Consider the following 12695-nt stretch of genomic DNA (forward strand, 5'->3'; position numbering starts at 1 on the left):
CCGCCCGCTCGCCGTTCCGGTGCTGCGGCAGATGCCCTTGTCCGCGCTCAGTCGAGCACATCGAGCTCCGGCCACTGGGCGATCTTGCGGTGCAGCGTGCGGCGGCTCACGCCCATGAGTTGCGCGGCCTTCGTGCGGTTGCCCCTCGCCTTGATCAGGGCCTCGCGCAGAAGCCGCTTTTCATTCTCCTCGACCGAAAGCGTCCCGCCCGCGCTGCCGCCTGCCGGCTGAAACGGCATCGTGCCCGGCGCAGGCGCCAGTCCGCCCGTGCCAGCCGATAAAGCCTGGGCGCCGCCGGCCGGCGGCAGTGCGAGAGGCGCCGCGAACGGTTGCCGGAAACGCGCGTCGAGATCGTACTCGGTGAGCTTGCCTCCGCGATGGAGCACCACGGCGTTTTCACAAAAATTGCGCAATTCGCGAATGTTCCCCGGCCACGGATACGCCTGCAACGTGCGCAACGCTCCGGGCTCCACCGTCAGGAGCGGCAGATTGTTTTCCTTCGCAAACAGCCGGAGGTAATGGGCCAGCAGCATCGGGATGTCGTCGGTACGCTCGCGCAACGGGGGCAAGGTGATCCGCACGACGTTGATGCGGAAAAACAGGTCTTCGCGAAATTTTCCCTCGCGCACCATCTGTTCGAGGTTGCGGTTGGTCGCGGCCACGAGGCGCACATCCAGCGTGATGGGACGCGAACCGCCCACGCGTTCGATGGATTTTGTTTCCAGAAAACGCAGCAGCTTCACCTGGGTGGAAGCGGAGATCTCGCCGATTTCGTCGAGAAACAGCGTGCCGCTGTCCGCCGATTCGAACCGGCCCACGCGACGTTCGGTCGCTCCCGTGAAAGCGCCGCGTTCGTGACCGAAGATTTCGCTCTCGAGCAGGTTTTCCGAAAGCGCCGCGCAATGCACCGCCACGAACGGGGCGCGGGCGCGCGGACTGGCCTGGTGGATCGCCTGGGCGATGAGCTCCTTGCCCGTGCCGGACTCGCCTTCGATGAGGATGGTGGCCCTGGAGGGCGCGACCAGGCGCACGCGGTCGATCACATCCTTGAGGCGATCCGAGTGACCGACGAGGCCCTCGAAACTGAACTTGTCGTCGAGGCGCTCGTGAAGCTGTTTCACCTCGACCTCGAGCGTGCGTGTCTTGAGGGCGCGCTGGATGAGAACCTCGAGCCGTTCGATGTTGACCGGTTTGGTGAGGAAATCGACGGCGCCGCGCTTCATGGCCTCGACCGCGGTGTCGATGTTGCCGTAGGCGGTCATCATGATGACCGCGGGGCGATGAGGCAGGGACAGGGCCTTGTCGATGACCTTGAGGCCGCTTTTGCCCGGCATGCGCAGGTCGGTGAGGATGACGTCGAACTCCTGCGACTCCATGAGGTTGAAGGCTTCGTCGGCATTGGCGGCGGCGAAGACATCGTACTCGTCCTCGAGCGCCTGACGGAGGCCTTCGCGGGTGTGTTTTTCGTCGTCGATGATCAGGACGCTGGCAATCATGGTGAACCAAGGAAAAGGCGGAGCGGTGAGTGTGGCTGCTCGTGCTCGCAAGGGAGCGGCAGGAGGCGATTTGAACAAGAAAAAAGATTCTGCTTGCTGCACGGGGGCGGGACCCCTCATGTTCCGCAACTCCTCAAACGAGGACGATCGAGATCGGGGTGTAGCTTAGCCTGGTAGAGCGCTACGTTCGGGACGTAGAGGCCGTGAGTTCGAATCTCACCACCCCGACCATTTTCAGGTCTTTTGGCATGTTCAACCGCCCGGCGGAGATTTGATACCCGCCAGGCTTGAGGAGGACCTGCGAGCCGGCGCGGCTTACGGAATAAGCCGCTCGCGGCGCAATTTTTCGAACAGGAGGAAGAAGGCGTCGTCCGTCGGCTGGTAGAGATTGAAACCAAGCCGCCGGCTTTTGGAGATGTCGGTCACCACTTCGATCGGCCGGCCCAGGTCGGCATCGGTATGCCAGGGCGAGGCCAGACGGGCGAGATCCGGCTCGGCGAGGCGGTGGGTCGCCGCGATCTCGCGCCAGAGGGGCGCATCGGCGGCCATCTGCTGTTCGAGCGGCCGGACGACCCCGTCGAAAGGCTCCGCCTCGATGCCGAACCAGCCGGCGATGCGGCCCCACATCCACTTCCAGCGGAAGATGTCGCCGTTGACGACGTTGAAGGCTTCGTTGGCCGCGGCCGGCGTGGTCGCCGCCCACAGCAGATGGCGGGCGAGCAGCCGCGCGTCGGTCATGTCGGTCAGGCTGTCCCATTGCACGCCCACGCCCGGAAACCGGAACGGCCGGCCGGTCTCGCGGCAGATCGTCGCGTAAGCGGCCAGGGTCGTGCCCATGTTCATGGCGTTGCCGACCGCCCGGCCGATGACCGTATGCGGACGGTGGATACTCCAGTGGAAGCCGTCGCGCGCGGCGGCCGCGAAGACTTCGTCTTCCTGGGCGTAATAGAAGTTCTCGAGGTCGAGCCGCGCCTGATCTTCGCGGAAGGGCGTCTGCGGCAGGGCCCCCTTCCCGTAGGCCTCGAACGGCCCGAGGTAGTGCTTGAGGCCCGTGACCAGGGCGACGTGGCGAACGGAGCCGGCGGGCCGGAGCGCGTCGAGCAGATTGCGCACCATCGCGGCGTTGACCCGGATGTTCTCCGCCTCGGTCGCCTGCCGCAGCCAGGTCGTGAGGAAAACATGGGTGGGCTTCAGGCCGGAGAGCGCGGCGGCGAGGGACGCCGGATCGAGGAGGTCGGCGGCGATCGGGGTAACGCCGGGCTGCGCGAGGGGCCGGCGGGCCAGGCCGGACACCCGCCATCCTTCCCCGGCCAGGACTTCCGCCGTCGCGCCGCCGATGATGCCGCTGGCGCCGGCGATCAGGGCGTGCCCGCCCGTCGGCAGGGTGCCCGCGCCTTGGGCGTTGGCGGTGTTGGTCCGCGAAGCCGGGGAGGAGGCGTCGTCCGCCTCCGGAGCCGGGTCAGGCGATGATGAAGTTTCGGTTTTGTTCATGATTTTTCAGGTTGCAGGTTTGTCTGGAGAGAGGGCGGCCGGGACATGCCGCTCGCCGGAGACGGACGGGGGCAGCGGCGTTCCCCGCGCTTTTTCCCGCATCAGGGTGAGGAGGCCCGAGCCGACGATCAGAACGATCCCCGCCAGCGTGGGAAGATCGACGCCCGTCCCGAACAGCAGGAAGTCGAGCAGGATCGCCCAGAGCATCTGGCTGTATTGCGTCGGGCCGATATGCGTGGCGGGGGCATGCCGGGCCGCACGCATGGTCACGATGTTGGCGAAGGCGGCGAGCAGGCCGTAGCCGGCCAGTTTCGCCCATTGTTCGGCATTGGGCGCGACGAAGCGCGGAATCGTGAGCAGGCCGCAGACGATGACCGCGCCGAGGATGCCGGCGCCGAACAGCGAGATGGCCTTTTCCTTCGCCCCGACGGCGCGGAAGGTCACGATCGACACGGCGCCGCCAAGACCGGCGAACACGGCTCCCAAATGGCCGATTGAGAGTTCGCGGAAGCCGGGTCGCAGCACGATCAGAACGCCGATGAAGCCGATCACCACCGCGCTCCAGCGCCGGATGCCCACCCGTTCCTTCAGAAACAGCATCGACGTGAGGGTGACGAAGGCCGGCTGCAGAAAGATCAGCACAAAGGCTTCGGCCATCGAGAGGTGGGTGAAGGCGGTGACGCTGCCGATCACGCCTGCCGGATAGGCGAAGAAGCGAACCAGCCAGAGGGGCCGGTTCGTGGTGGCGAAGACATCGCGCCAACGGTCTCCCCGGCGCAGCAGAAAAGGCAGGATGGCGAGGCCGAACAGCGCGCCGAAAAAGGCCGATTCGTAGGGCGGCAGTTCGCCTTCGATCAGCTTGACGCTGGCATCGCTGAAGGAGAACAGGGCAAAGGAGGCAAAACCGAGCAGGACCCCTTTCGTGATCCGGCCGGTGTCGGTGGTCTGCATGAATCAGGCCGTCCTCCCTGCGGGCGTGGCTTGTTTATGTCCGCGGGCGCGCACGAGGCGCGCCCCTGCTGCAAAAACTGGGTGGTGCATCGGAAAATCAGGCGGCCGGAGAGGAACCGCGGCGGCGGCTGTCGAGCGACCAGGCGTCGTGGCGGACGGTCGCGAGGAGCACGGCGTAGAAGCCGAGGTAGGTCATCTGGATGCCGGCGGCGCCCCAGTTCTCGATCAGGCACGAGCCGGTGATGAGCAGGATCATCAACAGCGTGCCGGCCACGAGCGCGGGGCGCAGGAACAGGCCGAGCACGAGCAGCACGCCGATCACGGCCTCGCCGATGACGATGCCGCAGCCGCTGAGATAAACGAGCGGACCGGGCAGGATGCTTTGCGCGAACTGCTCGCGCAGGCCGCTCGCGAAGGCGTCGAGCTTGGGCAGGCGCACGAGGCCGTGCAGGGCGATGTTGACGCCGAGCCCGAGGCGCGCGAGGGCGTGGGCGAGGCGGTAGTCGGAACGGGAATCGGTGCTCATGGGAGGCGGTAGTTCAGACAGGGGACGGCACGGGGGCGTTTTCCGCGATGAGTTTTTCGTGTTTCAACTCGGCCCAGAATCCGGCGGGGATGGCGACTTGCAGGGAGGCGACGTTTTCTCCGGGTTGGTGCGCCCGGCGGGCCCCGGGAATGACGGCGGAGACGACGGCGGGCGCGCTGCAAAACTGGAGCGCCGCGGTCCGCAGATCGACGCCGTGCGCCGTGGCGACGGTTTCGAGGCGGCGTCGTTTTTCGAGTTGTTGCGCGTTGGGCTTGCGGTCTCCGGCGTAGTTGAAGCGGTCGCGGCCGGCGAGGAAGCCGTTGTTGAGCGGCGAGCCGACGACGATGGAGACGCCGCGCGGCTCGCAGAGGGGGAAGAGCGTGTCGAGCGCCTCGGCGTGATCGATCAGGGTGTAGTTGCAGGCGGAGAGAAAGATGTCCGGGTCGGCGCGTTCGAGCGTGCGCAGGAGGGGCGGGAGGGTGTTCACCCCGAGGCCCCAGGCTTTGATGAGGCCTTCGGCCTTCATCTTTTCGAGCTCGGGCACGGCGCCTTTGAGGGCCTGGTCGAGGTAGTCGGTCCAGCGTTCGCCGAGGTCGGGGTTGTCGGGGGAGAGGTCGTGGATGAACGCGATGTCGATCGACGAGATGCCGAGGCGCTGGAGGCTGTCCTCAATCGAGCGGCGGGTGCCGGAGGCCGAATAGTCGTAGTCGTAGTCGAAGGGCGAGGGATTGGCCCAGGCGGACTTGCGCGGCGCAGCGGTGGCGTGGAAGAGGCGGCCGACTTTGGTGGAGAGGACGTAGTCCTCCCGTTTTTTCTCGTGGAGGAGCCGGCCGAACCGGCGCTCGCTCAGGCCGAAGCCGTAGAACGGCGATGTATCGTAATAGCGGATACCGCCTGCCCAGGCGGCTTCGAGGACGGAGAGGGCCTCGGCCCCGTCGATCGCGATGGAGGAGGCGTTGCCCAGCGGCGAGCCGCCCAGGCCGAGGCGATAGGGCGGGCGATAGCGGCCGGTGGGGGTCTGCGGGGATTGGACCAGGGCGGGAGAACGGGGCGCGGGCCCGGCCCCGCGGGCGATGGACGGGAGGGCGGCGGACGAGGCCAGGGCGGCGGTGCCGGCGGCCAGGGCGGAGAGGAAGTGGCGTCTTGTCGTCATGTGGGCGGCGTTTGTTTTGATGGGAGTCGTGCGGGAGGGCGGGAGGCTTCGTCGGGACTGCTGGTCGTCGTGAAATCCGGGCGCGGGGGGGGCGGGAATGCGGTCGCCTACGGGAGCCTGACTTTGAAGAGGAGGAAAGGGCGCTCGATGAGGTCGCGGCCTTCCGGGTTGTTGGCGGGCAGGCGGTTGATCTGGGCGGCGGGGAAGTAGAGGAATCCGTCGGGGCCGATGCGCGAGGCGTCGGGCCAGGCGATGCGCGCGGGGTCGGCGACCAGGGTTTCGAAGGTGCCGTCGGGTTTGCGGCGGGTGATGCCGCCGATCTCGATGTCGCTGTAGTAGAGGGAACCGTCCGGGCCGAAGGTCATGCCGGCGTTGAAGCGGGTGGGGCCCAGGTCCTCGATGGCGGCGGAGAGGGCCGTGTCGTCCTGCGCGGGGTCGATGAGGAGGGCGAGGGGCAGGCGGAGGAGGCGCGGGCCGCCGTTGGGCTGGAAGTAGAGGTGGCGGCCGTCGGGGCTGAGGTCGAGGGTGTTGACGTGCATCTGCGGGGTCCGGCCCTGGGCGTTGAGATAGGGTCGTCCGTCGATGGTGAGGGTGAGGTTCGGGTCGGCTTTCAGGCGGGGATCGTCGGCGAGGAGGCGGCGGGAGCGGCCGGTGTCGAGGTCGAGCACGATGAGCGCGCCGAGGCCGGAATCGGTGAGTATGGCGTGCCCGCCGGCGATGCGCACGTCGTTGATGAAGCCGCGCTCGGGGACGACGTCGGTGGGAAATGGATACACGCGGGCGACCGTGTCGGCGGCGAGGTCGATTTGCACGAGCTTGGCCTGGCCGGCGAGGGGCACGGAGCCGAAGCCGCCGGCGGGATCGACGACCCAGAGGCGGTCGCGGTCGTCGGAGACCACGGCGTTGACGCCGACGAAGCGGTCGTGGGTGGGGTCGCCTTTTTCATAGGTGTTCCAGGTGCCGCCGGGATAGGGGCGGATGGCGCCGTCGGGCAGGATTTCGCCGACGGAGAGGGTCCGGGCACCGGCCATGGCGGGGAAGCTGGCGAAGAGGCGTCCGGTTTTGGAGACGGTGACACCGTTCCACATGTGTTCGGGGGATCGGGCGACTTCGACGAGTTCGGCGGAGGCGGAAAAGGCCGGGACGGCGGCGATCGCAAGGGCGAGACTGAGGGAAAACACTCGGTGGTTCATGGCGAGGATGAGGTTTTGGCTGGGCTCATGCGGGAAGCGTGGGTCGGCACGACATGGCGCGCTTGCGGGTGTCAGGGAACGACGTCGCGCAGCAGCACGCGGCCTTCCATCAGCGGGCGTGCGAGCAGCGGTTCGAGGATGCCGCCGAGGGCCTGACTGTCGGGCTGGGCGAGGTGGGCGTCGTGGGCGGCCTTGGTCGTCCAGCGTTCGAAAAGCACGAGGGTGTCGGGATCTCCGGGCACTTCATGCAGGGAAAAGAGCAGGCAGCCGGGGCGCTGTCTGATCTCGGGGATGTTGGACCAGGTGGCCAGGAAGGCGTCGCGCGCGCCGGGCTTGAGCTTGAAGATCACCCCGACGTTGGAGGTGGGTCCGGGGTCGGCGACCGGCAGGACTTCGGCGGGGGGAACGGGATGCAGGTCCCGGATCGGGAGGTTTTCCGCCTCGGATACGCTGGTGGAGGCGGCAGCCTGCACCGCTTTCAGGTGCGGGGTCTGCATGTGCGCGTCGAGGGCGGCCTGGCTTTTCCAGCGTTCGTAAAGGTAGAGCGTGTCCGGCTGCGCGCGATCCTCGAAGGCGGTGAAGGAGATGTTGCCGGGCTCGAGGCGGGACTGGCGCACGTTTTCCGCCATGACGGAGAGGAACGTTTCCTTGTGTCCGGGCTTGAGCTGGAGACGCACGAAGAGCTCGACCGTCCCGGAGGCGGCGAGGCCGCCGGCCGCGCAAAACGACGAGGCGGCAAACAGGGTGACGATGGTTTTGATCATGATGGAATCAGGTGAAAAAAGTGAAGGACGCGGTCTGAACCGGCGCTGGACGGTCAAATCGGCAACCTGACTTAGTTTTCAAACAAAGCTGTATCATTGTCAAATTGGGCGGGGAGTTTGTTCCCTTCTTCCTCCCAGCATACCGCCTCGTCACCGTTCCGGGTTGCTTTTTGAATTAAAATCAAAAGCTGTTATATCAACTTCTATGAAATCCGTGTCATTCAGATATCGCCAGATCTTCGAGACGCTCTTCAACGAACTGGGATCGGGCGTCTTTCGGCCGGGTCAAAAAATGCCCAGCGAGGCGGACCTGGTGAAACGCTTCGGCGTCTCGCGTGTGACCGTCGGACGCGCGCTGCGGGAGCTGCAATTGCAGGGGCTCGTGGAGCGGAGGGCGGGCTCCGGCACCTACGCAAGGGCCGGGGCGGCCTCGGGATTCACTTTTGGGCTGATCGTGCCGGACCTCTTCCGGGGCGAGATTTTCGAGCCGATCTGCCGGGGTCTGGCCGAGGCTCCCCGCGCCGCCAACCATGTCCTGCTCTGGGGACATGGCGCCACGGATGCCTCCGCGGAAGACCGGAGCGAGCAGGCCCTCAACCTGTGCGCGCAATATATCAACCGGCGGGTGTCGGGCGTGTTCTTTTGCCCGGTGGATGCACCGCCGCCGGAGGACCGCGTCAACGAGCAGGTGCTCGCCGCCCTGGAAAAGGCGCGGATTCCGGTCGTGCTGCTCGACCGCGATTGCGTCCCCTACCCGCGCCGCACCCGGCACGATCTGGTCGGCATCGACCACCGGCGCGTGGCGCACCGGGCCGCGAAACACCTGATCGACCTGGGAGCCCGCCGGATCGCTTTCGCCGCCTACACGACCCCGGCCGAATCGATCCGGATGCGTATCGCGGGGTATGCGGACGCCTTGAAGGCCGCCGGGCCGTCGATGAACGCACCCGTCGTGGTGACTCTCGATCAGGATACCCCGCAAAGAAACATGGAGGCCCTGCGGAACCTGGAGGTGGAGGGCCTGGTGTGCGCCAACGACCCTACCGCCGGGCTGGCGATGCACGGCTTGAGGGCGCTGGGCAAACGGGTGCCCAGGGACGTGCGCATCGTGGGCATCGACGATGTGCGTTACGCCGCGTTGCTTCCCGTGCCGCTTACCACCCTTCGCCAGCCTTGCCGCGAGATCGGCATCGCCGCCATGTCCGCGATGCTGGAGCGTCTGGTCCGTCCCGACATCCCGGCGCGCGACATTCTGCTGGAATGTCCGCTCATCGTGCGCGACTCCTGCGGAGCGAAAAAAGCGCCCGGCCATGTATCCGAGGAGACCATACGCCACAAAGCATCCGCCGGTGAATAAAGATCCCCGGGGCAAGCTCCGGGGAATTGGACCCAAGCGAATAAAGCCCCGCACTCCGCTCTTCATCGGCTTCCCCCTCCAGGAGGGCAACCTCCCGAAGGTTCACAACCAGCGGAAGGCGGTTCGATACAGCGAGCTCCACGAACGATCCGGCGACGCCGGTCCGGGCTGTTCGCGACAACCTGCCCGACGCCGCTCAGGAGCCCGTGGCGCCGTGAGGCGCTTCCAGCGCCTTCGATTCGGGCGAACCCTTCTCCCGCAGGAAAATGCTCAGGACCACCATCGAGCCGATGGCGAGAAACTCGCTTTGCCAGTTCTGGAACGATTCGAACCAGAACTGCGCGCCGCCCAGATGCTCCGCAACGGAGACAGGCGCTTCGCCCTGCCATGCGCGTTCCCTGTTTTCCAGCCGGGTGCTGCCGGAGCCGGAGCGGCCGCTGGCGGCGGCAGGATCCGCAGGACCGGAAGAGGAAAAGGTGACCGGCATGGTCGGGCGGTTCGTTCACTCCGGACCGGATCGCCGCCGGTCGCGGCGGCGGGCGGCCAGCATCTGGTCGTGTTGCGCCTCTTCGACGCCTTCGATCGCGAGGCGCTCGCTGGTCGCCTGTTCGTCCGGTTCGTCTTGCGAAGGGACTTCCCGGCCCGGGTTGTCGGCGGGTTCGGCCGGATCGCGGCTGATACCCCCGGTGCCTTCCGCGTCCGCAAGGGTGCCTTCCGGCAGATGGTCGCCCCTCAATTCGAGCCGGCTGCGCCGCCTGTCCCCGTCGGTCACCTGCGCCGCGGAACGGCCGTCGATCAGGGCGAGTTCACGGGCGCGAAGCTCGATGGCTTCGGCGGTCACCTCGTCGGCACGTTTGCCATGGCGGAGGATACGGCCGGTTGGACTGGTGGTTTCTTTTTTCATGGCCGGAACGGCAAACGGCGCCGCCAGGGGCAAGGGACGAGACAGGACGAGGACGATAAACGCTCCCGCCCGCAGCGCCAAGCGGACGCCTTCCCGGCGTGACGATGGGGGATTCTCCGAAAGCGCGCCGGGAAATATCGCCTGACCGGCCCGAACGAATCTCCCGGGAGTGGTTTCCGGCTTCGCTGCCGGAGTCACGCGGAGACATTTTGCGGCAGGCCCGGAAAAGCCGGTTGAAGCTCCCCCGCCCCGCCTTCATGGAGTAAGCGAATATTTCCACTCACTCGATGCCTGACGCACTCCCCGACCCGTTCACTTCCCTCTGGTTTGACCAGCCTGCGCAACAGGACTGGAATCGCGCGCTGCCCATCGGCAACGGCCGTTTCGGCGCCATGATCTACGGCAACATCGTCGCCGAACGCCTCCAGCTCAACGAAGACTCGCTCTGGAACGGCGGCCCGCGCGACCGTCGCAACCCTGACGCCCGCGAGCACCTCCCGGTCCTCCGCCAGCTCCTCGCCGACGGGCGGCTCGCCGCCGCCCACGACCTCGTGCATGATGCGCTGGCCGGCATCCCCGACAGCCAGCGCTGCTACGAACCGCTCGCCGACCTGTTCCTCCACTTCGAGCACCCCGGGGCTCCGGTCGCCGTCTCCGCCGATGAAATGGCGCTCGCTTCCGGCTATGCCACTCCGCGCTTCGATCCCGCGCTTCTGTCACACTACCGTCGCGCCCTCGATCTGCGCACGGCCGTCATGTCCGTGGACTACACTCTCAACAACACGTCGTATGCCCGCCGCCACCTCGCCAGCACCGTCGACCAGGTGATCGCCCTCCACCTTCGCGCCGGTCGCCCCGGCGGCCTCACCCTTCGCCTCCGCCTCGAACGCGGCCCGCGCGAAAGCTACTCCACCCGTTATGCCGACACGGTCGGCTTCGTCGCCGACGCCGCCCGGGAGCCCGCCGATGCCCGCACGTCCCCCGCGCTCCTGCTCCGCGGCCGCGCCGGCGGCGAGGACGGCGTGCGTTTCGCCGTCGGCCTGCGCGCCCGGATCGCGGGCGGCGCGCTCCGCCGTATCGGGGAAACGCTCTGCATCGACGCCGCCGATTCCGTCACTCTCGTGCTCGCCGCCGCCACCACTTTCCGCGAGGACGACCCCGCCGCGTTTGTCATCGGGCGCACCGGCGCCGCGCTCGCCCGCGGCTGGGATAAAATCCGCGCCGACCACGAGCGTGAATATCGCTCCCGCTTCGACCGCGCCTCCCTCACGCTCGGCGCGCCCGCCGCCGCCGAAGCCGGGGCGGGATCAATCCCCGTCGATCTCCGGCTCAAGCGCGCCCGCGAGTCCGGCGGCGACCCGGTGCTGGCGTCACTCTATTTCAACTACGCGCGCTACCTGCTCATCTCCTCCAGCCGCCCCGGCAGCCTCCCGGCCAACCTGCAGGGGCTCTGGAACGCCGACTTCTGGCCGTCGTGGGGCTCCAAATACACGATCAACATCAACACCGAGATGAACTACTGGATCGCGGAGCCGGCCAACCTCGCCGACTGCCACCAGCCGCTCTTCGATCATCTCGGGCGCGTCGTCGAATCCGGCCGCGAGACCGCGCGAGTCATGTACGGCTGCCGCGGTTTTGTCGCCCACCACAATACCGATCTCTGGGCCGACACCTGCCCGACCGATCGCAATGCCGGCGCCTCCTACTGGACGATTGGCGGCGCCTGGCTCGTGCTGCATGCGTGGGACCGTTTTGACTACGACCGCGATCCCGGCTCGCTCGCCGCCGCTTACGCCCTGCTCCGGGAAGCCTCCCTGTTCTTTCTCGATTTCCTCATCGAGGACGCCCGCGGTCGCCTCGTGCTCTCGCCCACCTGCTCACCGGAAAACACCTACCGCCTTCCCAACGGGGAAGCCGGCGTTCTTTGCGCCGGCTGCACGATGGACAGCCAGCTTCTTTCCATCCTCTTCCGCCGCACCGCCCAGGCCGCGCAGCTCCTCGGCCGGCGTCCGCTCGCTGCCGCCGCCATCGCCGGGGATCACGATTTTCTCGCGCGGGTCGCCGCTGCCGCCGCCCGGCTCCCGCAACCCGCCGTGGGCCGCCATGGTCAGTTGCTCGAATGGCTTGAAGACTACGAGGAGCTCGATCCGCAGCATCGCCATGTCTCGCACGCCTTCGGGCTGCATCCGGGCGATCTCATTTCCCCTCGCCGCACCCCCGACCTTGCCCGCGCCATCCGCGTGACCCTCGAACGTCGCGGAGATGCCGGCACCGGCTGGTGCATGGCCTGGAAAGCCTGCATGTGGGCCCGCCTCGGCGACGGCGAACGCGCCCACCGCCTCCTCGGCAATCTCCTCGCGCCCGTCGAAACCGTCTCCCTCGCCAACCGCGACACGGCCTACGAAGACGGCGGCACCTACCCGAATCTTTTCTGCGCGCACCCGCCGTTCCAGATCGACGGCAATTTCGGCGGCGCCGCCGCGATCCTCGAGATGCTGCTGCAAAGCCACGAGACGGAACCCGACGCGGACGCGCCCGACGCTCCCCTCGGCCTGCCGGTGATCCATCTGCTCCCCGCGTTGCCTTCCGCCTGGCCCGCCGGTTCCTTCCGGGGTTTCCGTGCGCGCGGCGGCTGCGAGGTGGACCTGCAATGGGAAGCCGCCACGCCCGTGCACGTCGCGCTGCGCGCATCAACCGCCACCAGCGTCTGCGTCCGCCACGGCGATGTCCTGAAAAAACTCCGCCTGCAACCCGGCGCGGAAACGGTCCTCGCCGGCCCCGGCCTCGAACTCCGGGCCGAAAGCTGAAACGCGATGCGGGCGCGGTGTGCAAAACCTTGATTCCCGCAGGCCATTTCTGC

At 67.3% G+C, this 12695-nt stretch carries 11 protein-coding genes and 1 tRNA gene; 3 read left to right on the plus strand and 9 right to left on the minus strand.

Annotated features, from left to right (window positions below):
• Positions 1–47: 47 nt before the first annotated feature.
• Positions 48–1496, minus strand: a complete 1449-nt coding sequence (locus OPIT5_26770) for an acetoacetate metabolism regulatory protein AtoC (protein ID AHF93282.1) — start codon at positions 1494–1496, stop codon at positions 48–50.
• Positions 1497–1650: 154 nt separating this feature from the next.
• Between OPIT5_26770 and OPIT5_26775 the strand changes: the two genes are divergently transcribed.
• Positions 1651–1727 (plus strand) — tRNA-Pro (locus tag OPIT5_26775).
• An 84-nt stretch (positions 1728–1811) separates the two neighbouring features.
• Here OPIT5_26775 and OPIT5_26780 read toward each other — a convergent pair.
• The 6 genes from OPIT5_26780 to OPIT5_26805 form a co-directional block, all read right to left on the minus strand.
• On the minus strand, positions 1812–2987 hold the full coding sequence (locus tag OPIT5_26780; GenBank protein ID AHF93283.1) for an NAD dependent epimerase/dehydratase: 1176 nt from the start codon (positions 2985–2987) through the stop codon (positions 1812–1814).
• A gap of 6 nt (positions 2988–2993) precedes the next feature.
• Positions 2994–3938 carry a transporter gene (locus OPIT5_26785; protein ID AHF93284.1) on the minus strand — a complete coding sequence of 315 codons (945 nt, stop codon included), beginning with the start codon at positions 3936–3938 and terminating at the stop codon, positions 2994–2996.
• Between the two features lie 97 nt (positions 3939–4035).
• A complete protein-coding gene (locus tag OPIT5_26790; GenBank protein ID AHF93285.1) occupies positions 4036–4464 on the minus strand; it encodes a DoxX family protein in 429 nt (142 codons plus the stop codon).
• Between the two features lie 13 nt (positions 4465–4477).
• Entirely contained in the window at positions 4478–5617 is a 1140-nt protein-coding gene (locus tag OPIT5_26795) for an L-fucose dehydrogenase (protein AHF93286.1), read from the minus strand.
• Between the two features lie 107 nt (positions 5618–5724).
• The gene (locus tag OPIT5_26800; GenBank protein AHF93287.1) at positions 5725–6810 is read right to left on the minus strand and encodes a gluconolactonase; all 1086 of its coding nucleotides are present in this window, start codon (positions 6808–6810) and stop codon (positions 5725–5727) included.
• A gap of 71 nt (positions 6811–6881) precedes the next feature.
• Positions 6882–7574 (minus strand): antibiotic biosynthesis monooxygenase, encoded by a 693-nt coding sequence (locus tag OPIT5_26805; protein ID AHF93288.1) that lies wholly within the window; start codon positions 7572–7574, stop codon positions 6882–6884.
• Between the two features lie 205 nt (positions 7575–7779).
• On the opposite strand from OPIT5_26805, the gene OPIT5_26810 reads away from it, so the two are divergent.
• The gene (locus OPIT5_26810) at positions 7780–8931 is read left to right on the plus strand and encodes a GntR family transcriptional regulator (GenBank protein AHF93289.1); all 1152 of its coding nucleotides are present in this window, start codon (positions 7780–7782) and stop codon (positions 8929–8931) included.
• A gap of 196 nt (positions 8932–9127) precedes the next feature.
• Here OPIT5_26810 and OPIT5_26815 read toward each other — a convergent pair whose 3' ends face one another.
• Both OPIT5_26815 and OPIT5_26820 read right to left on the minus strand, forming a co-directional pair.
• Positions 9128–9418, minus strand: coding sequence for a membrane protein (locus OPIT5_26815; GenBank protein AHF93290.1), 291 nt, complete (start codon positions 9416–9418; stop codon positions 9128–9130).
• Between the two features lie 15 nt (positions 9419–9433).
• Positions 9434–9835 carry a hypothetical protein gene (locus OPIT5_26820; protein AHF93291.1) on the minus strand — a complete coding sequence of 134 codons (402 nt, stop codon included), beginning with the start codon at positions 9833–9835 and terminating at the stop codon, positions 9434–9436.
• 287 nt (positions 9836–10122) lie between these two features.
• Here OPIT5_26820 and OPIT5_26825 point away from each other — a divergent pair, with 287 nt between their 5' ends.
• On the plus strand, positions 10123–12642 hold the full coding sequence (locus OPIT5_26825; GenBank protein ID AHF93292.1) for an alpha-L-fucosidase: 2520 nt from the start codon (positions 10123–10125) through the stop codon (positions 12640–12642).
• Positions 12643–12695: the final 53 nt, after the last annotated feature.

The organism is Opitutaceae bacterium TAV5 (assembly GCA_000242935.3).
Classification (GTDB): domain Bacteria; phylum Verrucomicrobiota; class Verrucomicrobiia; order Opitutales; family Opitutaceae; genus Geminisphaera.

Excerpts from the sequence above, each read along its gene's own strand:
- OPIT5_26780 (AHF93283.1), bottom strand. The coding sequence starts at position 2,987 with ATGAACAAAACCGAAACTTCATCATCGCCTGACCCGGCTCCGGAGGCG.
- OPIT5_26815 (AHF93290.1), bottom strand. The coding sequence starts at position 9,418 with ATGCCGGTCACCTTTTCCTCTTCCGGTCCTGCGGATCCTGCCGCCGCC.
- OPIT5_26810 (AHF93289.1), top strand. The coding sequence starts at position 7,780 with ATGAAATCCGTGTCATTCAGATATCGCCAGATCTTCGAGACGCTCTTC.
- OPIT5_26785 (AHF93284.1), bottom strand. The coding sequence starts at position 3,938 with ATGCAGACCACCGACACCGGCCGGATCACGAAAGGGGTCCTGCTCGGT.
- OPIT5_26795 (AHF93286.1), bottom strand. The coding sequence starts at position 5,617 with ATGACGACAAGACGCCACTTCCTCTCCGCCCTGGCCGCCGGCACCGCC.
- OPIT5_26825 (AHF93292.1), top strand. The coding sequence starts at position 10,123 with ATGCCTGACGCACTCCCCGACCCGTTCACTTCCCTCTGGTTTGACCAG.
- OPIT5_26770 (AHF93282.1), bottom strand. The coding sequence starts at position 1,496 with ATGATTGCCAGCGTCCTGATCATCGACGACGAAAAACACACCCGCGAA.
- OPIT5_26800 (AHF93287.1), bottom strand. The coding sequence starts at position 6,810 with ATGAACCACCGAGTGTTTTCCCTCAGTCTCGCCCTTGCGATCGCCGCC.
- OPIT5_26820 (AHF93291.1), bottom strand. The coding sequence starts at position 9,835 with ATGAAAAAAGAAACCACCAGTCCAACCGGCCGTATCCTCCGCCATGGC.
- OPIT5_26790 (AHF93285.1), bottom strand. The coding sequence starts at position 4,464 with ATGAGCACCGATTCCCGTTCCGACTACCGCCTCGCCCACGCCCTCGCG.
- OPIT5_26805 (AHF93288.1), bottom strand. The coding sequence starts at position 7,574 with ATGATCAAAACCATCGTCACCCTGTTTGCCGCCTCGTCGTTTTGCGCG.